This is a genomic window from Herbaspirillum sp. RV1423 (genome assembly GCF_000577615.1).
In the GTDB taxonomy this organism is placed as follows: Bacteria; Pseudomonadota; Gammaproteobacteria; order Burkholderiales; family Burkholderiaceae_D; genus Herbaspirillum.
In genome coordinates, this window is sequence record NZ_CBXX010000007.1 from 207,783 (window position 1) to 227,601 (window position 19,819).

The window sequence follows — 19,819 nt, forward strand, 5'->3', positions numbered from 1 at the left end:
TGATTTTGTGCTGAGAAAATTCAGCCGCGGCCGATGAACGGCATCTTGGTCGCCATCACCGTCATGAATTGCACGTTGGCGTCCAGCGGCAGGCTGTCCATATACAGGATCGCCTTGGCCACATGGCCGGCGTCCATGGTCGGCTCGACCTGCACCGAACCGTCGGCCTGCAAAGTGCCTTTCTTCATCAACTCGGTCATGTCGGTCGAGGCATTGCCGATGTCGATCTGGCCGCAGGCGATGTCGTAGCGGCGGCCGTCGAGCGAAGTCGATTTGGTCAGCCCGGTGATCGCGTGCTTGGTCGCGGTATACGACACCGAGAACGGCCGCGGCGCATGCGCCGAAATCGAACCATTGTTGATGATGCGGCCACCGCGCGGCGACTGCTCCTTCATGATCCTGAACGCTTCCTGCGTACACAGGAACACGCCGGTGAGGTTGATGTCGACCGCCGACTTCCATTGCTCATAGCTCAGCTCTTCCAGCGATACCGGCGGCGCGAAGATGCCGGCGTTGTTGAACAGCAGGTCGAGACGACCGAACTTCTCTTTCGCCTTGGCAAACAGATTCTTCACCGAAACCGGATCGCTCACGTCGGCTGGCACCACCAGTGCGTTGACGCCGGACTCGCCTGCAGCCTTGGCGGTTTCCTCCAACGGTTCCCGGCGGCGGCCCGCCAGCACGACGGCATAACCCTCGCGCAGCAAGGCCAGCGAAATCTGTTTGCCGATGCCGGAACCGGCGCCGGTCACCAATGCGACTCTCTTCAGTGCTGCCATTTTGTTTGTTCCTCCGTCAGGATCGCCGGGCAATGGGGCGCCAGCGCATTGTGTGTCTCGTTGTGTCTGTTGCAGGTTTTTTTGAGCGTTTTACTATAGCAGCAGTTGCGCGGTGGAGAGATGAGATATTTTCAGCCAAGCGCATGGAATATACTTCGCCCCGAAAATGCAGCCCCTCGCGCAACGCCCTCGACATGATCCGCGCCGCGGATATCCGGCCTCAACCGGCAATCCGTCCCGACGGTTCGCCCAGCAAGGTCGTCCGATACATGATGCGGCGCTGACTGTGATCGTAATCGGCCAATGCGATGTGCATGGCGCCGCGGTTGTCCCACATCATGGTATCGCCGACCTGCCAGCGATGGCGGTAGACGTTTTCCGGCACCACGCTGCGATCGTACAGGTACTGCAGGATCGGCCGGCTCTCTTCCTCCGTCATGCCTTCGATGGACAGCGTGGTCATTTCGCTCACGTACAAGGCCTTGCGTCCGCTGCCGTCGTGTACGCGCGCGATCGGCTGGTACACCGGCGGATTGCGGCGGCGGATGTCGGCCAGTTCTTCGCTGCTGCGCGCCAGCCGGGTTTCACGCGCGACGCTCATGTCGTGCAACGCATGGCGGCCGTCGAGTATCGACTGCAAGGTCGGCGACAGACTTTCCCAAGCATTGAACATGTTACAGAACATCGTATCGCCGCCAACCTCCGGCAGTTCCACGCAATGCAGCAGCGAGCCCTTGGCCGGGCGCAGGGTGGTCGACAAATCGGAATGCCATTGCCGCCCAACCGCCAGGCGTTTTCCTCCGGCTTCGTAGTTGGTCACCAGCAGGATTTCCGGATGCTCGGGATGACGGAATTTCGGGATCGCCGCATGATCGTCGAGCGCGCCGAAATGACGGCTGAAAGCGATGTGCTCCTCAAACGTCAGCGGCTGGTTGCGAAACAGCAGGATGACGTGGCGATGCCAGGCTTCCGTCAATGCCTGCACGGTGTCGGCGTCGAGCGGCCTGAGCATGTCGAGGCCAACAACTTCCGCACCCAGTGCGGAGGACAACGGTTTCAGGGAAAAGCTACTCATGCCGCCTCCGGAAAAAGGGCTACATCAGTTCGTCTCCGCTTTTTTGTTTGTGCGTTCTATACGGTTGGAATACGCGAACTGTCAGCCCAGAACAATGCCTTGCGTTGCAGGAAACTCATCAACAGATGCAGGCAGACGCCGATCGCCGACAACACGAACAGCGTGGCGAACACGCCGGCGGTATCGAGGTTGACGTTCATCTGCATGATGGCGTTGCCGAGGCCCTTGCGGGAGCCGAGGAACTCGCCGACGATGGCGCCGAGGATGCTGAAGATGATCGCGATGTTGAGTCCCGCAAAAATCATCGGTAGCGCACCCGGCAAACGCACCATCGTGAAAATCTGCCAGCGCGTGGCGCGCAGCGAACGCATCAGTTCCAGCCGCGCCGGATCGGTCGAGCGCAAGCCGCTGATGACATTGACCAGGATCGGGAAGAAGGCGATCGTCGCGGCGATGATCACCTTCGACGTCATGCCGAAGCCGAACCACATGATGAACAAGGGCGCCACCGCCACCTTGGGTGTGGTCTGGATGGCGATCAGGTAGGGATACAAGGTTTTCTCGGCCAGCGGAAACTGCGCGATCAGGCCGCCCAGCACGATGCCGAATGCAGCCGCCAGCAGGAATCCCAGCATGGCTTCGCCGAGCGTGTACAGCGCGTTGTCGAGATAGCCGGTATTGACCAGCGCCAGCGCGATATTCGAAGGCGCCGGCATGATGTAGATCGGAATCTCGAAGAGACGGATGATGGTTTCCCAGATCGCCACGACGGCGACGAACACGCCGGGAATCAGGAGCAGCTCGGGCCGCGCCCTGAGCGTGCGGACCAGGCGCGAAGACATGGGCGGAACCGGGGACGTCGCGGCGGCGCCGGAGTGGATGCTTTCCATCAGATGAATCCTTGCGTATTGAACTGGCTGCGAATGCGTTTGCTGAACACGCCGAAAGCGTCGGTCGACATGATGTCGAGGCCGCGCTCGGCGGGCAGGTCGACCGTCACCATGTCGACGATGCGACCGGGACGGTTCGACAGCACCATGACGTGGGTACCGAGGAAAATCGCTTCCGGAATCGAATGCGTCACGAAGATGATGGTCTTGCCGGCCTGGCGCCAGATGCGCAGCAATTCCAGGTTCATCACTTCGCGCGTCATGGCGTCGAGCGCGCCGAACGGTTCGTCCATCATCAGGATCGAGGGATCGTGGATCAGCGAACGCGCGATGGCGACGCGCTGCTGCATGCCGCCCGACAGTTCGTTCGGATAACGATTGGCGAATTCTGCCAGGCCGACCATCTCCAGCAGTTCCTGCGCGCGCACGCGGCTGGCCGCCATGTCCAATCCGAGCACCCTGGCCGGCAGCAGGACATTGTCGATCGCGGTTTTCCACGGCAGCAGTACCGGGCTCTGGAACACCATACCGATATCGCGATGCGGCTCATGCACTTCCTCGCCGTTGACCTTGATCGATCCCGCCGAACGCGGAATCAGTCCCGACAACAGCTTGAGCAGCGTCGACTTGCCGCAGCCCGACGGACCGACGATGGTCATGAAGCCGCCCTGCGGCACGGTGACCGAAATCGGACCGAGGGCCTGCACCTTGCCGCCGTCGTGCGTGGCGTAGGTTTTTTCCAGCGCTTCGACGACGATCGCGGCGGGCTGATTTACGTTGTTGGTTGCATCCTGGCTGAACGGCGTGTCGCGCACGATGGACATCACTGGCATCCGGTTGACTCCTGAAGGTCAAGCATCATAAGAGTGGTCATGAAGCCAACTTCGACTTCGCAAATTCGAGGCCGCCGCCGGCATTAACGATGTCCTGCAAGAACGGCGCCAGCGGCTCGACCTGCATCTGCTTGCCGGTCGTGACGTTGAGAATGCTGCCGCGGCTGAAATCGATGTCGAGCCGGTCGCCGTCGTCGATGGCGTCCAGCACCTCCGTCGTCGCCATCAGCACCGGCACGCCCATGAAGATCGCCAGCCGGAACGGCCCGCGCGACAACGAACGCACCAGCAGGCCGACGCCGAGCGCCTTCATCGCCAGAAAAGGATGGCTGTGGTTGCTGCCGTGGGCGAAATTGCGGCCCGCCACGATAACGTCGCCGGGCTGCGCCTGCTTGGCGAATTCGGGGCGCACCTCGGCCAGCAGATGATGGCGCAGCATGCGCGGATCGAATTCGAAGACGTGGCGCGCCGAGATCAACTGGTCGCTGGAAATGTCGCTGGAAAACTTCCACGCGCGTCCGCTGCTGACCGTCATGCCGCACCTCCCTCGGCATAAGCGCGCGGATCGGTGATGTGCCCGGTGATTGCCGAGGCGGCCACGGTCATCGCGCTGGCAAGAAAAATCTCCGCCTCGTTGCTGCCCATGCGTCCCGGGTCGTTGCGCGTGCTGGTGCTGATGCGGCGCTCGCCGGCAGTCAGTTGCGCGATGCCGCCGAAGCACGGTCCGCAGGTCGATGGCGAGATATTGGCGCCGGCGGCGGCGAGTTCGGTCAGCAAGCCTTCCTGCAGAGCTTGCCGGAACACCTGCTGCGTGGCCGGGATCACCAGCAGGTTGACGCCGGCATGCACCTTGCGGCCGCGCAAGATGGCGGCGGCGGAACGGATGTCTTCAATCGAGCCGGACACGCAGGAACCGATGTAGGCATGCTGGATCGCGATGCCCGACATGGCCTGCGCTTCGCGCACATGGTTGGGCGACGGCGGAATCGATACGCGCGGCGTCAATGTGGAAAGATCGAGATCGATGGTCATCGCGAATTCGGCGTCGGCGTCGCTGGTCAGCAATTGCGGATCGGACACGCCATGTTCGCGCAGGTAGTCGGCGCAGCGCCGGTCGACTTCGGCGATCCCCGACTTCGCGCCGGCGTCCACGCACAGGCCGCAAATCGTCATGCGCTCGGGCACCGACAACGTCGACAATCCCTCGCCCTGGTATTCGATGACGCGATAGCTGGTCGCCTCGTCGTCGAGCTGCTGCATGGTCGCCAGCACGATGTCGCGCGCCGCCACGCCGGGACGGCACGCGCCGTGCAGGCGCACGCGGATGGTCTCCGGCACCTTCATCCAGATCTGGCCGGTGGCCAGCACCATGGACACTTCAAAACCGAACGGCACCGACAAGGCGCCGACCGCGCCCAGGCCGGGCGCATGGCTGTCGGCGCCGGCCGCGAACATGCCCGGCGCGACCAGGCCCCGCTCCACCATCAACGGATGCGTGATGCCGACGCCATCGAAAAAATGGCCGACCGACCACTCCTGCGCAAGCTGGCGCGTGAGCTTGTTGCGCTCGGCGCCGGCGATGCTGTGTACCGGCACTTCGTGGTCGATGACGACCGCCACGCGCTCCGGATGCGCCAGTCTGGTCACGCCGATTTCGCGGATGCGTTTGATGTAGGCCGAGAACGAAACTTCGGGCGCCGTCACCAGGTCGGGGCTGGCCCAGATGATCTCGCCGTGTCCGACCGCTTCCCGGCCGCTGCTGCGGGCCAGGATTTTTTGCGTCATGGTGGCGCCCATGTCGGCTAGCTCTCGTCGTTCAGTTGCGCGTCGAAGGCGGCGGCGCGTTCCACGCCCACCAGGCGGCCGACATCGGCGAACGGCGCCATGCCGTCCACCAGTTGCACAGTGTCTCCGGCATCGAACATGCGGCGCAACATGTTTTGCTGCGCCTTGAAGGTGGTCTGAATCAGCGACAGCGGATACAGCGACATGGCGAATCCGGCTGCCGCAAGTTGCTGGCGCGTATAGCTTGGACGTACCGTTTCCGCGGCGACGTAGATCACCGGAATCTTCACGCTGGAAGCAACCGCCTCCAACTCGGCCGGCGTGCTCAGCGACGGCACCATGACGGCGTCGGCGCCGGCGCGTTCCATCGCCCGGGCGCGCACGATCACTTCCTCGAGGCCGTAAATGGTCATGGCATCGGTGCGTCCGATGATGACGAATTCGCTGCTCTCGCCGCTTTTGCGACCCGCGCGCGCGGCCTTCAGGCGCAAGGCCATTTCCTCGGTTGGCACCAGTTTCTTGCCCGCCATGGCGCCGCATTTCTTGGGCATGATCTGGTCTTCCAGATGCAGGCCGGCAATGCCTGCTTTCTCAAAGGCACGCACGGTTTCGACGATGTTGGCGGCGCCGCCGTAGCCAGTGTCGGCATCCACAATGACGGGAATCGACACGGCCTCGGCAATACGCGCCGCCTGCTGCACCATGTCGGTCATGGTCAGCAAGCCGATGTCTGGCTTGCCGTAGCTGGAGGCGAGCGAAAATCCAGTCATGTAGGCGGCTTCAAAGCCGGCCTGTTCGATCAACAGCGCACCCAGCGCGTCGTAGCAGCCCGGCACCGGCACGGCGCCGCCACGCGCCAGCATCTGGCGTATCAAGGTCCCTGGATGTTGCATCTGGTCTCCATTGTTGAAGCGTCTGAAACAGGTTCTGTACATCTCAGGACTGTACTTTACCCGCAACGCGCCGGGCTCGCACACCTCGATGCACGGCCTTTGTCACTTCTTGTTGACTTCATTTAAATATACTTAGTAGTATGTTGATGTCAAGGACGATTCCATCATTTCCTTAGCCGCATTGGCGGCCCCCGCATTTGTCACCCTGATGCTTTTGCAGCCGTAGTGTTCATGTCCGCAGGCGCCACACCGACGAGGCCGCATGACGATCGACTATCGCAAACTGATGCACTGGAAGATTCCCGTCGCGCGCCAGCACATACAACCGCGGGATTGCATCCTCTATGCACTCGGCATCGGCCTGGGCGCCGATCCCTTCGATCACGACGAACTCCGCTACGTCTATGAGGAAAACCTGCGCGTCTTGCCGACCATGGCGACGGTGCTGGCCTATCCCGGTTTCTGGATGAAGCTGCCGGAAATCGGCATCGACTGGACCCGCGTGGTGCATGCCGAACAGCAAGTCGTCCTGCACAAGCCGCTGCCCGTCTGCGCGCATCTTATCGGCGACACGCGCATTGTCGACATCGTCGACAAAGGCCCGGACAAGGGCGCGCTGATTTACCAGGAGCGCGTGGTCACCGAAGAAGACAGCGGCGAGCCGGTCTGCACCTTGCGCATGACGACGATGTGCCGCAGCGACGGCGGCGTGCTGGGCATGCCGTCCACGCCGCACACATCTCCCGCGGCATCGGCGCCCCTGCCGACGACGACGGCGGACTTCTGTATCGACTTGCCCATCCTGCCGCAAGCGGCGCTGATCTACCGCCTGTCCGGCGACAGCAATCCTTTGCATGCCGATCCAGAAGTCGCCCGGCGCGCCGGTTTTTCGCGGCCTATCCTGCACGGCCTGTGCACCTTCGGCATGGCTGCCCACGCCATCCTCAGAGCACTGTGCTGGCCGCCGGATCCCGTCGTCAGACTGGACATCAAATCCATCGGCGCGCGCTTCTCGGCGCCGGTATTTCCCGGCGAAACGCTGCGCACTGAAATCTGGCGGATCGATGCCGGACGCATCGGTTTCCGTTGCAGCGTGCCACAGCGCGACGTGGTGGTTCTCAACTGCGGCACGGCGGAAATCGCGCCGCACGCCGACGCGAAAATCGACAAGGACATTCATCATGGCGCTTGACGACCAGACCCGAAAACAGTTCGTGAACGCGGTCGAGCGCTTCGTCGCCGAGCGCCTGCTGCCGAACGAAACGCTGGTGGAAGAACTAGGCCGCGTGTCGGACATCATCCTCGGCGAAATGGCGGCGCTGGGCTTGTTCGGCCTCAGCATTCCGGAGCGATGGGGCGGCCTCGGCCTCGGCATGGAAGACGAAGTGGCCGTGCTGATTGCATTGTGCCGCGCCAACCTGTCGTTCCGCTCCGCCATCGGCATCAACAACGGCGTCGGTTCACACGGACTGCTGATCTACGGCAGCGATGCCCAGCGCCAACGCTACCTGCCGCGCCTGGCCGGCGGCGACCTGATCGCCGCGTTCTGCCTGACCGAACCCGACTGCGGTTCCGACGCCGCCGCAGTGCGCACCAGCGCGCGCCTGGACGGCGATGAATGGGTGCTCGACGGCGTCAAGCGCTACATCACCAACGCGCCCTCGGCCGACGTCTTCATCGTCATCGCGCGCACCGATCCCGACAGCAGCGACCATCGCGGGCTGTCGGCCTTCGTGGTCGAACGCGGCGCGCCCGGCCTCGGCATCGGCAAGACCGACCGCAAGATGGGGCTACACGGCTCGCACACCGCCGATGTGACCTTCGACAACTGCCGCATTCCCGCCGACGCCCTCATCGGCGAACTTGGATTCGGCTTCGCGCTGGCGATGTCGTCGCTCAACCGCGGCCGCCTCGGCATCGCCGCCGCCGCCATCGGCGCAGCACGGCGCCTGATCGACGAGGCGCTGAACTACGCGACGCAGCGCAAGGCTTTCGGCGCCCCCATCGCGCAACATCAACTGGTGCAGGCGATGCTGGCCGATTCAGAAACCGAAGTGCTGGCCGCGCAATGCATGGTCGAACACACGGCGCGGCGTTTCGACCGGAATCTGCCCGTGATCAAGGAAGCGTCGTGCTGCAAATTGTTCGCCACCGAAACCGTGGGAAAAGTCGCCGACCGCGTGTTGCAAATCTTCGGCGGCGCCGGCTTCATGTGCGAGTATCCGATCGAGAGGATTTACCGCGACGTGCGCGTGATGCGCATCTACGAAGGTACATCCCAGATACAGCAATTGCTGATCGCAAAACAAATGATCAAGGAACATGCCGGAAAACGCTGACCCGGCCCTCTCTCCGTCGCTCCGACAAACGCCGCGACCCAGTGGCGTTGCATCCGGCAAAGGATGCAGACCATGTTTGATTCCGGCGTTCCTGTTGCAACGGACAACTCATGGCCTGCCGCCGCCGCATACGACGACCTGCCCGCTGATGTAATTCGATTCCGGTATGCAGAACAGGTACACCGCCCCGGCGGCTTCCGCCGGCGTACCGGCGCGCCCCATCGGGATCATGGTTTCCAGGTTCTTCATCAGTTGCCGGTTGACGCCCACCTTGATCTCTTGCCCCGAAATGTTGATGGTGGCATCGTCGCCCGCGGTCGCTTCGGTCAGCCGCGTCTTGATGAGGCCGAAGGCAACGCTGTTGACGTTGACCTTGTAGCGTCCCCACTCCTTGGCCAGCGCCTTGGTGAGGCCGTTGATGGCGGACTTGGCTGCGGAATAATTGGCCTGTCCGGCATTGCCCATCACACCCGACACCGACGAAATATTGACTACCTTGCGGAACACTTCCACACCCTGCTCCGCCTCTTCCTTGGCGGCGCGGCGGAAATATTCCGAGGCCGCGCGCAAGATGCGGAACGGCGCCGTCACATGCACGTCCATGATGGCGTCCCACTGTTCGTCGGACATTTTCTGGATCACATTGTCCCAGGTATAGCCGGCGTTGTTGACCACGATGTCGAGCCGACCGTAACTCGACAATGCGGTGTCGACGAAGCGCGCGGCGAAGTCCGGCGCCGTAACGTTGCCGCCGCAGATCACGGCGCGTCCGCCGCCGGCGATGATTTCCCGGACCACGGCGGCAGCGACGGTTTCGTCGAGATCGTTGATGACCAGGGCGGCGCCCTCGGACGCCAGCTTGAGCGCGATCTCGCGGCCGATGCCACGACCCGATCCGCTGACGATGGCGACTTTTCCTTCGAGTTTTTTGCTCATGCCGTCTCCTCTTCGCGACGTTTTCGACACGCAGTCGGCGCTGCCCTCAATGCAATTTTTCGTACACGGTCACGACGCAGGCGCCGCCCAGCCCGAGGTTGTGCTGCAAGGCCCAGCGCGCACCGTCGACCTGGCGCTTCTGCGCTTGCCCGCGCAACTGCCACACCAGTTCCGCGCATTGCGCCAGACCGGTGGCGCCAAGCGGATGGCCTTTCGACAGCAAACCACCGGAAGGGTTGGTGACCACCTTGCCGCCGTAGGTGTTGTCGCCGTCGAGGATGAATTTTTCGGCGGTGCCCGGCGGCGTCAATCGCAGCGCTTCGTAACTGATCAGTTCGTTGGCGGTGAAACAGTCGTGGAGCTCGACCACCTGGATATCTTCCGGCCCGACGCCGGCTTCGGCATAGGCGTTATCTGCCGCTCTTGCCGCCATGTCGTAGCCGACCAGGCGCCGCATATCGCCGCTGTCGAAGGAGTCGGGCCGGTCGGTCGTCATCGCTTGCGCCGCAATGGCGACGCTGGTATCGAGACCGAACCGGTGCGCAAAATTTTTCGAGCACAGTACTGCCGCCGCTGCGCCGCAAGTCGGCGGACAGCATTGCAGACGCGTCAGCAAACCGAAAACGCTCGGCGATGCCATGACGTCTTCCAGCGTGACCTGCGTGCGAAAAACCGCATACGGATTATTCGCCGCATGGCGTCGCGCCTTCACCGAAATGCGGCCGAAAGTGTCGGGAGAAATGCCGTACTGATCGAGATAATCCTGCCCGGCGCCGCCGAAGAATTGCGGCGCGCGCGGCACGCCCGGATCGTGGCCGCGATTGGCCGCCATGGCGTCGAGGAAGCGTTGCAGCGGCGCCGGCCGGTCCGAGTATATCGTCCTGAGCGGACCGGGCATCATCTGCTCAACGCCGACTGCCAACGCGCATTCGATGGCGCCGCTGACGATCGCCTGGCGCGCAAGGAATAGCGCAGTCGAACCGGTGGCGCAATTGTTATTGACGTTGATGATGGGAATGCCGGTGAGGCCCACTTCATAGAGCATCGCCTGGCCGACGGTGGAGTCGCCGTAGACATACCCCGCATAAGCTTGTTCGATCGCTTCGTAACGCAGGCCCGCATCGGTCAATGCGGCGCGAACAGCGCTTGCGCCCATGTCCACATACGACGCATTCGTACCCGGTTTTACAAAGGGCACCATACCCACACCGGTCACATAGACTTTCTCGTTCACAGCCGTCTCCTCGCCTTGACCGAAGCATATTTGGGTGGGTCAACGCACGATGTTCAATCAACGTGTAAAGTATTACGAACGCTTGTACTAAAAAAGTCGACGCGATATATTTGACTCAAAACATACTACTTAGTATATTAAATCAAAGTCAATAAAAGAATAGCCGCTCTACAACACACTGGCAGCCGATGCCCTCGGCGGGAATGGAGAGACGATGGTGATTATCTGGGACCCTCCGCTCGATCAAGACGCGAGCAAATGGCGCGACATCGCGCGCCGCATTGCACGCGATCATCTGACGCCACGTGCGGCCGATATCGACCGCGACCAACGCTACCCTCGCGAAAACGTCCAACTCCTGCACGAGTGCGGCATCGCCACGATGTTTCTGCCCAGGCAATACGGCGGCGGCGGCGCCTCGCTGACTGCCTTCTGCACCGTGATCGAAGAACTGGCGCAAGCCTGCGCCTCCACCAGCGGCATCGTCGCCACGCTGCAACTGGGAGCGCTGCCCTTGCTGCGCGCCGGCACCTGCCAGCAGAAGGACACCTACATCCGCGCCCTGGTGACCGAACAGAAAACGATTTCCTTCGCACTGAGCGAACGCGAAGCGGGCTCCGATCCTTCCAACTTGCAAACCCTCGCCACCCCGGAAAACGGCGGCTGGCGCCTGCGCGGCGAGAAGCGCTGGATCGGCGGCGGGGGCGAATGCTCCTACTACGTCGTGTTTGCGCAAACGGAGCCGGGCAGGGGACGGCTCGGCATTGCTGCCTTCATCGTGGCCGCCGATGCCGACGGCGTGCGCGACGACGCGCGTGAGGACAAGATGGGCATGCGCGGCACCGTCAACAGCACCGTCGTACTCAACACCTGGGTCGCGAACGACTGCATGATCGCGCCGCCGGGAAAGGCGCTCAAGCTGGCGCTGGAAGCCCTCAACGTCGGCCGCGTCGTCGTGGCGGCGCAATCGAACGGCATCGCGCGCGCCGCATTCGACGCCGCATCACGCCGGGCGTCGGTCCGCACGACGTTCGGACAACGCCTGATTGATCATCAAGGCATCGGTTTCAAGCTTGCAGATGTCGCAACTCGACTATCCGCAGGTAGAATGTTGACATACGAGACCGCCCGCAGTTTTGATACTGGTCAGGATGTCGCACTCATCGGCGCGCAGGCCAAGCTGTTCTGCAGCGAAGCTGCGCATGATGCCGTCGACATCGGCGTACAAGTATTCGGGGGGGAAGGTTTCGTCAAGCCTTCGCTCGTCGAGCGTCTTTACCGTGATCAGCGCGCCACCGAAATTTATGAAGGCACTTCGGAGATCCAGAGACTGGTGCTCGCACGGGCGATTCATGCCGAGTTCAACAATGAGGAGCAAGCATAATGAAGGTCGACACAGTACGTCCCACATCGACAATGAATGAATACACCGGAAGCGAATCTGATCCACGCAGCGAGATTCTCGATGCCGCCGCTCTGGCATTCATGACAAAAGGTTATGCCGCTACCAGCATCGACGATGTCGCCGATATCCTCAGCGCCACCAAGGGCAAGATCTACCACCACTACCGCAAGAAAGCCGACCTGTTCTTCGATGTGCACAAGCGCGGCATGGAAATGGATTTGGCTGCCGTGCAGGGCGCCGCTTCGCTGGCGCATGACAAAGCCATCGACAAGCTGCGCGCAATGACACTGGCGCACATCACCGTCATCATGGAACACCTGCCATACCAGCGCGTGGCCGTGCAAGGCCTGGAGATGCACCTGGCCGGCGAGACCACAGCCGCCCAGCGCGACGTACTGTCGGAAATCCTGGTCCTGCGCGACCAGTACGAAAACCTGTTCCGCGACACCATCAAGCAAGTCATGGCGGAAGGTCACGCGCCCGATCAGGATCTGCAGATCGTAGTGAAGGCCTTCTTCGGCGCATTGAACTGGACCACCATCTGGTTCCGTCCGCGCGCAGACCAGACTGAAGAAGAAAAGCTGGCGATCGCCAACTCCATCTCCACTTTTGCGATTCGCGGCCTCGGAGCGGAATAATGCGCTCCGGTGCGCTCATTGCCGCCGCGCCTTTGCATCTCGATCCCGTTGAAAGCTGGGATCGCGCCACGCTGGAAGAATTCCAGTTGGCCAAATTGCGCGTGCAACTGGCGCGGCTCGCCCAAGACAGTGCGCACTATGCGCCGCTGTTCCGGCGGCTTGGCTGGAACGTCGGCGAGCTGCGCTCGCTGGCCGACCTGAGCAGACTTCCGTTTACCCATAAATCCGATTACGTCGGTTCAATCGGTGCGCAAACGCCGTTCGGCAAGTTCATGACGGTGCCGCAGAGCGACGTCCGACGCATGCATTTTTCGTCGGGAACGACGACCGCGCCGACGCCGCAATTCTGGACCGAGCGCGACCTCGACCGCTGGGCCGGACTGTATGCGCGCCACGCCCATGCACAAGGTATCGGCGCCGGCGACATCGTGCAATGCATGTTCACCTATACCTGGTTCGTCGGCGGACTGGGCGCCACCGCCGGCTACCAGCGCGCCGGCGCCATGGTGATCCCGGCCGGCAGCCAGGATACCGAACGCCAGATCAATACCATCTTCACTTACGGCACCACCGTGCTGTGCGGCACGCCGTCGTTCATCACCCATCTGGCCGAAGAAGTCAGCAAACGCGGCCTCGATCCGGCCGCCTCCACCGTGCGCGGCATCATGATGGGCGGCGAACCGGGCGCCAGCATTCCCGCCACCCGCCGCCGCATTGAAGCGCTGTGGGGCGCACGCGCCTACGACGCCTACGGCTGCCTGGAATTCCAGCCCATCGCCGGCGACTGCGAAGCCCAAGCCGGCCCGCATCTGGCCGAAGATTTCGCTTATGCCGAAATCGTCGACGCCGACACCGGCCGCGCCGTTCCCGACGGCACGCCCGGCGTGCTGGTGCTGACCCATCTCGACAAGCAAGCCGGCCCGCTGGTGCGCTGGTGGACCGGCGACGTGGTGGTGCGCGATTCGACGCCGTGCAGTTGCGGGCGCACGCATGCGCGTCTGGTCGGCGGCGTGCGCGGCCGCGCCGACGACATGCTGGTGGTGCGCGGCGTCAATGTCTTCCCGTCTGCAATCGAAGAACTGGTGCGCAAGACCGCCGGCCTCGGCGATGAATACCAGTTGGTGATCGACGCCTCCGTGTTCGACGCCGCCGGTTTCATGAAGTCCATTCACTTGCGCGTGGAACAGACCGAGCCATCCGCCGAAGCCGAAAAGCTGGCAGCGCAATTGACACAAGACATCAAGCAGCGTCTGCAAGTGGGCGCGCACGTGGAAGTACTCCCGTTCGGGACGCTGACGCGCAGCACGCACAAGGCCAGGCGCGTCGTCAGGGAGTAGTTCCGGAAATCGCCGCCGTCACCGGGAGGGAACAGGCATGGAAGCGATCGTCACCGTAGAACGCGCCGATGCCGTCGCCTGGGTCGTCATGAACCAGCCCGAGCGCCGTAACGCGCTGACGCCCGGGATGCGCGACGCGCTCACCGAAATACTCGAACGTCTGGCCGGCGACGCAGGTTGCCGCGCCGTGGTCCTGTGCGGCGGCGACCGCGGCTTCTGCGCCGGCGGCGACCTGGCCAGCCTGCCGGCCGGCGACACGCTGGCAACCCGCCAGCGCATGGCGCTGGCGCATCGCCTGCTGCGCACGATCACCGACATGCCCAAGCCGGTGATCGCCATCGTCGACGGCGCCGCGTTCGGCGCCGGGATGTCGCTGGCGCTGGCCTGCGACTACGTACTGTGCAGCGAACACGCCCGTTTTTGCACCGCCTTTTCCAACGTCGGTCTGATGGCGGACATGGGCTTGCTGTGGTCGCTGCCGCAACGCGTGAGCGCCGGCCAGGTGCGGCGACTGCTATTCACCAGCGCCGTGGTCGACGGCGAAGAAGCGCTGCGCCTGGGCCTCGCCGACCAGTTGGCGGCGTCCGGGGAACTGCGCCGGACCGCCGCCGATCTGGCGGCCCGATTCGCCGCCGCGCCGCCCCTGTCGGTGGGACTTACCAAGGCTGCGCTCGCGCGCCTGCCGGGATCCCTGGATAGTGTCATGGCGCTGGAGATGGATGGCCAGTCGCAATTATTTTCAAGTGCAGATTTTACGGAAGGCCGTCGCGCCTTCCTGGAAAAAAGACGGCCGCAATTCCAGGGCCGCTAGGAGCCGCTGACAAAACACGGCTAGCGACATTGTTTTATCAGCAGCCCCAAATCCATACCTGCAAGTATCCGCATACGCGGTTAGCATGCAGGACTTCCACCGAGGAGAAAACACCATGAAAAAAATTGCCGCCGCCATCGCTTCGCCGCTTTGCGCCGCTCTTGCCGGCGTCGTCGCCAGCGCCCTGATGACTGCCCCGGCCATGGCTCAAGGGCGAGAAAAAGTCACCATCGCCATCGGCACCGACGTGCTCGATGCCTCGCAGGTCAACAACACCTCGCTGCCGATCTACACCAAATGCTGGGAAAACGCCGGCCTCGACGTCACGCTGCAGCCGACCAATTCCACCACCGCCATGCAGGCCGTGCTGACCGGCCAGGCCGACATGGTCAACATGGGTCCCGCCGCTGCCATCATTGCGCGCACCAAGGGCGCGCCGATCAAGGCGGTGTACCTGAATATGCGCCACAACTTCCAGTTCCCGGTGGTGCTCGACTCCTCGCCGATCAAGACCATCACCGACTTCAAAGGCAAGACTATCGGCGTGCTGTCGTACGGCTCGCAAATGGTGCAGATCTTCAAGGGCATGCTCAGCGAAGCCGGACTCAATCCAGACAAGGACGTGACCTTCGTCGAAACCGGCTCGGGCGCGCAAGCCGTGACAGCGCTATCGAAAGGCCGCGTCGATATCTGGGGCACCTGGGATTCGCAGATCGCCACGGCGGAGAACATGGGATTGAAGCTGCGCCGCTTTTCTTCTCCATTTTCCGACAAGCTCAATTTCGGCGGCTCCTATTTCGTGCGCGACGACATGATCGCCAAGCGTCCTCACGTCATTGAAAAAGTCCTGCGCTGCGTGGCGATGGGCTCCGTCACCGCGCTGACCAATCCCGAAGGCGCGCTGAAGGTGCACTGGAAGGTTTTCCCGTTGACCAAGCCATCCAGCCTCGATGAACAGACCGCCGTCAAACAAGGCCTGCATATCGTCCTGACGCGCGGCGAATTCCTGAAGCTGGAACCGGGCGTCAAATGGGGCGAAATCCCGATCAGCGCCGTCGCCAACATGGTCGCCTTCATGAAGGCCAACAACGTCATCCAGACCAGCCCCAAACTGGAAGACCTGTACACCAACCAGTTCATCCCGGCGATCAACAATTTCGATACCGCCAAGGTGGTGGCGGCGGCCAAGGCGTTGCCGAAGTAAACACACCGACGCAGCAAAAAAAAACGACGCGCGTCAGGCCGGAGAAATGTCCCGGTCCGGCGCGGTCAGCCGTTCCAGACGGCTCAGATATCGCATTGCCATCTCGCGGCTGTCGCCGCACATCTCCGCCGATGCCTGCAAACTGGAACAACACGCGGGTCGTTCCGGTTTAGCGCCTATGATGCGGAGCCCCCCCCCAAAAAAAAACACTTCTGTTTGTTTGAAATGAACCAATTTTTGGCGATCTCTTGCAAGCCCATCCATCGAAGGATGATGCCTAACCAGAACTCATTTCATCAATAGGCGCGAGATGCATTCTATTAGCAGCACCTCCTCATTCACTGATTTTCTGAAAGCGTAACTTCCTTACCCCCTCATGCAATACCTGTTCAAAAAACATGGCATGTGGACGTACCCAGAAACCCGTATCCTTGTCTAATTGCCGATATACCACGAGCTCCTCCCCTGTCTCACTGTGCCGTGCCATACAGATCACTTCATATTCTCCTCCTCCATAATGACGAAAACGTCCGAGTGGGGCTTGTAATAGAGGCTGCACAGGAGGGTGGTGACTCATATCTATAACCTTTAAGAAAATTGAAAATCCCTGCCGACGCAGGTAATTAATCCGGATTCACGCTGATGATGATTTTTCCGACGTGGCTACCAGCTTCAAGCTCACGAAAAGCAGATTGGGCATCTCGATATGTGAAATTGGCTGATACATAAGGAACAAGAAAGTTCTTGGCAGAAAAATCCAACAAATCAATCAAAGAACGAGCGCTGCCTACGTAAATACCGTGAACGGTGACCAGTTTAGTGATGAGCTCCAAATATTCTACGTTGTCATAACTCCAGCCCCCAAGTCCGCCAATGACTGCAACATGTCCTCCAAAGGCCACTGAACGAAGCGACTCGCGAATTGTTGAATTTCCACCGAGTTCCAAGACAAGATCCGCGCCGTGTCCATTTGTCAGACGCTGCACTTCATGCGACCACGTAGGGTTGTTGCGATAATTAATTGTTCCCAGGCTGGTATTTGTCAGCAGTTCCGCTTTCCTCTCATTTGAGGTGATCAGAACCACTTTTAGGCCCATAGCTTTAGCAAGCTGCGCCGCCCACATCGAAACACCGCCCGTACCTTGAATCAATACCGTTTGGCCTCTAACAAGCCGCGCCAGTTCAACAATGGCAATCCATGCCGTGACCCCAGCGCAAGGAGCGCAAGCCGCTGAAGAAAACGATACGCCTAGTGGAATACGAACAAGCGAATCGGCAGGTACGATAACTTCTTGCGCCAGCCAACCGTCCACGTTACAGCCAACGGATAGTTCGACTTTTTCCCGACTAGGCGGGCCATCCTGCCATCTAGAAAAAAAGGCGCCAACGACCGGATCACCAAGCGCAAAAACATCACTCACCGCGCTCCCTACTTCCAGAACGATACCGGCGCCATCGGAACATGGGACAATCGGCCGATCAGCCGGCGCCGGGTACTCGCCTCGATAAATTAATACATCTCGGTAGTTGAGAGAGACTTTCTTTACCGCGACGCGCACTTCATGCGGTTTGATGTCTCGAGGTATGAGAGAAAACTCTTCCAAGGAGTCGAGACCTTGACCTGGTCGGAATCGATATGCGGACGGCATTAGCGCACAGACCTCTCTGTTTTTAGTAAAAATCCGCACAAGTCGACAATAATTTTTTCAAACATTCTCCCACTTTTTTAGCAAAAAATTTCCGACATTTAACGGGCTCACTGAACTAGTCACGCATATCGAAATGGCACTGTTCGTGACGGAAAATGACGTAAGATAAATGATATAAGTATTCCGATCAAATGAATTGTCGCGGCGCGTTGGCATACTTTTTTGTGCCGCGAATCTCCAAGCAGTGCCGGACTCACAACTACGAGGTGTTCAAGTACTCTCGTACACCTCAACGGTCGTTGCCCTCTACCGCCTCGACGGTACAGTGCTTTTTAGGAATCCTGCAGCAACATCTGCACGGGACGGCCTGAGCAATGATCGCTGCTTAGATGCTTTGCGAGCTACTTTCATCAACCCGCAAGACGCCACATTAATTGTCGATGCCATAGCAAAAAATGAACGCGTTTTTGCGGAATTTAAAATGCTCACTGCGAAACAAGGCGAGCGCATCTTCGAATTGGACTGTAGGCCACTCACTGATCCTCTGGATGCTCAGCTCGTTTTAGGGATGAGCGGGCGTGACGTAACTGCTTATAACCAACTCAAATCTGAACACGATGCTTTGATGGAAGCACAGGTACGTTTAGCCCAGGATGCTGCAAAATCGGAGAAAGAACTCACCATTGCTGCACGTAAGGTTTTTATGGCTACTGCATCGCATGAGTTGCGGACGCCATTACAAAGCATCATGAGTAGTCTTGATCTTTTGGAGCGATATCCTCATGAAATTGAAACTTGCATCGTTCCAATGCGTGAAGCTGTCCAGCAATTGAACGGAATTGCGGCTGATCTTGTGGAGTTTGTGCGAGCGAATAATGCGCCGGGCTTGCGACTTCGGGTTTTGCACGGCGTGACTTTTTTAAGAAAGACACTCAGCCAGTTTCAAAAACAAGCCTTAGCTAAAGGTATTGACTTCAGGATAGAACTCGAAGGTTTGGATACGAGAATCAAAATTGATGAAATACGGATGAGGCAAGTTCTTACAAACTTGGTAGGCAACGCAGTAAAGTACACGCCCGCCGGGGCAGTATATATACATGCCATGCTTCGAGCGGAAAATATTCTGGCTGTACGCATTGCAGACACTGGTGTTGGTATGAGCAAGACAGCGACCAGCCGAGTTCTTCAGCCATTCACACGAGGAAGAAAAAGCAGTCTCATGAATCCGCAAGGGCTGGGCTTAGGTTTGGCGATTGTTCAATCTCATCTAACGGATATGGGAGGGGAAATGCAAATTAAGTCGAAGTTACAGGTTGGCACTGAAATTAATATCTGTGTACCTCTTCGAGATTTGGAAAACGAATTTGCCGATCCAGCATCGACTTAAGTTTTTCAGCAATAATTGACGCAGGGAATGGGAACGGCAATGCATGGCTGGACACGATGTGTTGAACGGCCTGCATTGTAACGCGACGCGGCGCCGGCATCGTCGGCAGGCAGACGATGATGACCATCGATGAATTGCGCAACGGTACGCCAGTGACGATGCCGCCGTAGTGAATTATTGGAACACAGCGGGAAAATGCAAAACCGCATCGGCCGCATGCGCATCCAGAACCGGATTAACGCAGATACAGGGTTTCTTCGTAAGTCAGCGGTTCGTGGTTCGCCACTTTTTGCAGAATTTCCCGACGCTTGATCGATGCTTTCGACGGCTGCCTCACGGCTTGCTGCGCATTGACCTGATTGCCTTTGTCGGCTTCCTTCGGAGCATTGTCCGCAAAAACGCTGCCGGCGGCGACGAACAGAAGGACGGCGGCGGCAAGTTGGGGGACGCTGCGGTTATGACGAGCTGTTGTGGTGCGCATGGCGATGCTCCTTGTAAAGTTAAGTGCGATTGCTTGTAGTGAAGTGTAGTTTTCGGATCGGCAATGCACTAGGAGGAAAATTCCGAATTCATTGTTCCATCCGTCGAACAATAAAACCCTTGAATATCTTCTCCGCCCCCCCC

20 protein-coding genes are annotated in these 19,819 nt (G+C 60.2%); 8 read left to right on the top strand and 12 right to left on the bottom strand.

Annotated elements, in window-relative coordinates; translation table 11 throughout:
• Positions 1–20: 20 nt before the first annotated feature.
• The 7 genes from RV1423_RS10205 to RV1423_RS10235 form a co-directional block, all read right to left on the bottom strand.
• The gene (locus RV1423_RS10205; protein WP_034296014.1) at positions 21–779 is read right to left on the bottom strand and encodes an SDR family oxidoreductase; all 759 of its coding nucleotides are present in this window, start codon (positions 777–779) and stop codon (positions 21–23) included.
• A 220-nt stretch (positions 780–999) separates the two neighbouring features.
• A complete protein-coding gene (locus RV1423_RS10210) occupies positions 1,000–1,854 on the bottom strand; it encodes a TauD/TfdA family dioxygenase (protein ID WP_034296016.1) in 855 nt (284 codons plus the stop codon).
• Between the two features lie 56 nt (positions 1,855–1,910).
• Positions 1,911–2,744 carry an ABC transporter permease gene (locus RV1423_RS10215; RefSeq protein ID WP_034296017.1) on the bottom strand — a complete coding sequence of 278 codons (834 nt, stop codon included), beginning with the start codon at positions 2,742–2,744 and terminating at the stop codon, positions 1,911–1,913.
• Positions 2,744–3,577, bottom strand: coding sequence for an ABC transporter ATP-binding protein (locus RV1423_RS10220; protein ID WP_155835072.1), 834 nt, complete (start codon positions 3,575–3,577; stop codon positions 2,744–2,746). Before RV1423_RS10220 ends, RV1423_RS10215 begins: the two co-directional genes overlap by 1 nt.
• Before the next feature lie 37 nt (positions 3,578–3,614).
• The gene (locus tag RV1423_RS10225) at positions 3,615–4,112 is read right to left on the bottom strand and encodes a 3-isopropylmalate dehydratase (RefSeq protein WP_034296018.1); all 498 of its coding nucleotides are present in this window, start codon (positions 4,110–4,112) and stop codon (positions 3,615–3,617) included.
• Positions 4,109–5,362: an aconitase/3-isopropylmalate dehydratase large subunit family protein gene (locus tag RV1423_RS10230; RefSeq protein WP_231502156.1), complete on the bottom strand. Its 1,254-nt coding sequence runs from the start codon at positions 5,360–5,362 to the stop codon at positions 4,109–4,111. The genes RV1423_RS10225 and RV1423_RS10230 overlap by 4 nt, the downstream gene beginning before the upstream one ends.
• A 17-nt stretch (positions 5,363–5,379) precedes the next feature.
• Positions 5,380–6,255 carry an oxaloacetate decarboxylase gene (locus RV1423_RS10235; RefSeq protein ID WP_034296021.1) on the bottom strand — a complete coding sequence of 292 codons (876 nt, stop codon included), beginning with the start codon at positions 6,253–6,255 and terminating at the stop codon, positions 5,380–5,382.
• Between the two features lie 262 nt (positions 6,256–6,517).
• Between RV1423_RS10235 and RV1423_RS10240 the strand changes: the two genes are divergently transcribed.
• Complete coding sequence (locus RV1423_RS10240; RefSeq protein ID WP_051516608.1) at positions 6,518–7,447, top strand: MaoC/PaaZ C-terminal domain-containing protein; 930 nt, start codon at positions 6,518–6,520, stop codon at positions 7,445–7,447.
• Positions 7,437–8,594: an acyl-CoA dehydrogenase family protein gene (locus RV1423_RS10245; protein ID WP_034296022.1), complete on the top strand. Its 1,158-nt coding sequence runs from the start codon at positions 7,437–7,439 to the stop codon at positions 8,592–8,594. The genes RV1423_RS10240 and RV1423_RS10245 overlap by 11 nt, the downstream gene beginning before the upstream one ends.
• A gap of 108 nt (positions 8,595–8,702) precedes the next feature.
• Here RV1423_RS10245 and RV1423_RS10250 read toward each other — a convergent pair whose 3' ends face one another.
• Positions 8,703–9,530 carry an SDR family NAD(P)-dependent oxidoreductase gene (locus RV1423_RS10250; RefSeq protein ID WP_034296024.1) on the bottom strand — a complete coding sequence of 276 codons (828 nt, stop codon included), beginning with the start codon at positions 9,528–9,530 and terminating at the stop codon, positions 8,703–8,705.
• Positions 9,531–9,576: 46 nt separating this feature from the next.
• Positions 9,577–10,764, bottom strand: a complete 1,188-nt coding sequence (locus RV1423_RS10255; protein WP_034296025.1) for a lipid-transfer protein — start codon at positions 10,762–10,764, stop codon at positions 9,577–9,579.
• Positions 10,765–10,978: 214 nt separating this feature from the next.
• On the opposite strand from RV1423_RS10255, the gene RV1423_RS10260 reads away from it, so the two are divergent.
• The 5 genes from RV1423_RS10260 (at position 10,979) to RV1423_RS10280 (ending at position 16,159) form a co-directional block, all read left to right on the top strand.
• Positions 10,979–12,148 (top strand): acyl-CoA dehydrogenase family protein, encoded by a 1,170-nt coding sequence (locus tag RV1423_RS10260; RefSeq protein WP_034296027.1) that lies wholly within the window; start codon positions 10,979–10,981, stop codon positions 12,146–12,148.
• Positions 12,148–12,807, top strand: coding sequence for a TetR/AcrR family transcriptional regulator (locus tag RV1423_RS10265; RefSeq protein ID WP_051516609.1), 660 nt, complete (start codon positions 12,148–12,150; stop codon positions 12,805–12,807). The genes RV1423_RS10260 and RV1423_RS10265 overlap by 1 nt, the downstream gene beginning before the upstream one ends.
• The gene (locus RV1423_RS10270; RefSeq protein ID WP_051516610.1) at positions 12,807–14,144 is read left to right on the top strand and encodes a phenylacetate--CoA ligase family protein; all 1,338 of its coding nucleotides are present in this window, start codon (positions 12,807–12,809) and stop codon (positions 14,142–14,144) included. The genes RV1423_RS10265 and RV1423_RS10270 overlap by 1 nt, the downstream gene beginning before the upstream one ends.
• A 37-nt stretch (positions 14,145–14,181) precedes the next feature.
• Positions 14,182–14,955 carry an enoyl-CoA hydratase/isomerase family protein gene (locus RV1423_RS10275; RefSeq protein ID WP_034296033.1) on the top strand — a complete coding sequence of 258 codons (774 nt, stop codon included), beginning with the start codon at positions 14,182–14,184 and terminating at the stop codon, positions 14,953–14,955.
• Between the two features lie 115 nt (positions 14,956–15,070).
• A complete protein-coding gene (locus RV1423_RS10280) occupies positions 15,071–16,159 on the top strand; it encodes an ABC transporter substrate-binding protein (RefSeq protein WP_034296035.1) in 1,089 nt (362 codons plus the stop codon).
• Between the two features lie 334 nt (positions 16,160–16,493).
• On the opposite strand, the gene RV1423_RS30825 is transcribed toward RV1423_RS10280, so the two are convergent.
• A complete protein-coding gene (locus RV1423_RS30825) occupies positions 16,494–16,736 on the bottom strand; it encodes a DUF1653 domain-containing protein (RefSeq protein WP_034296039.1) in 243 nt (80 codons plus the stop codon).
• A gap of 46 nt (positions 16,737–16,782) precedes the next feature.
• The gene (locus RV1423_RS29025; RefSeq protein ID WP_197034915.1) at positions 16,783–17,763 is read right to left on the bottom strand and encodes an NAD(P)-dependent alcohol dehydrogenase; all 981 of its coding nucleotides are present in this window, start codon (positions 17,761–17,763) and stop codon (positions 16,783–16,785) included.
• A gap of 289 nt (positions 17,764–18,052) precedes the next feature.
• Here RV1423_RS29025 and RV1423_RS10300 point away from each other — a divergent pair, with 289 nt between their 5' ends.
• Complete coding sequence (locus tag RV1423_RS10300; protein WP_155835073.1) at positions 18,053–19,195, top strand: sensor histidine kinase KdpD; 1,143 nt, start codon at positions 18,053–18,055, stop codon at positions 19,193–19,195.
• A 235-nt stretch (positions 19,196–19,430) separates the two neighbouring features.
• On the opposite strand, the gene RV1423_RS10305 is transcribed toward RV1423_RS10300, so the two are convergent.
• Entirely contained in the window at positions 19,431–19,676 is a 246-nt protein-coding gene (locus tag RV1423_RS10305; protein WP_034296044.1) for a hypothetical protein, read from the bottom strand.
• Positions 19,677–19,819 lie beyond the last annotated feature (143 nt).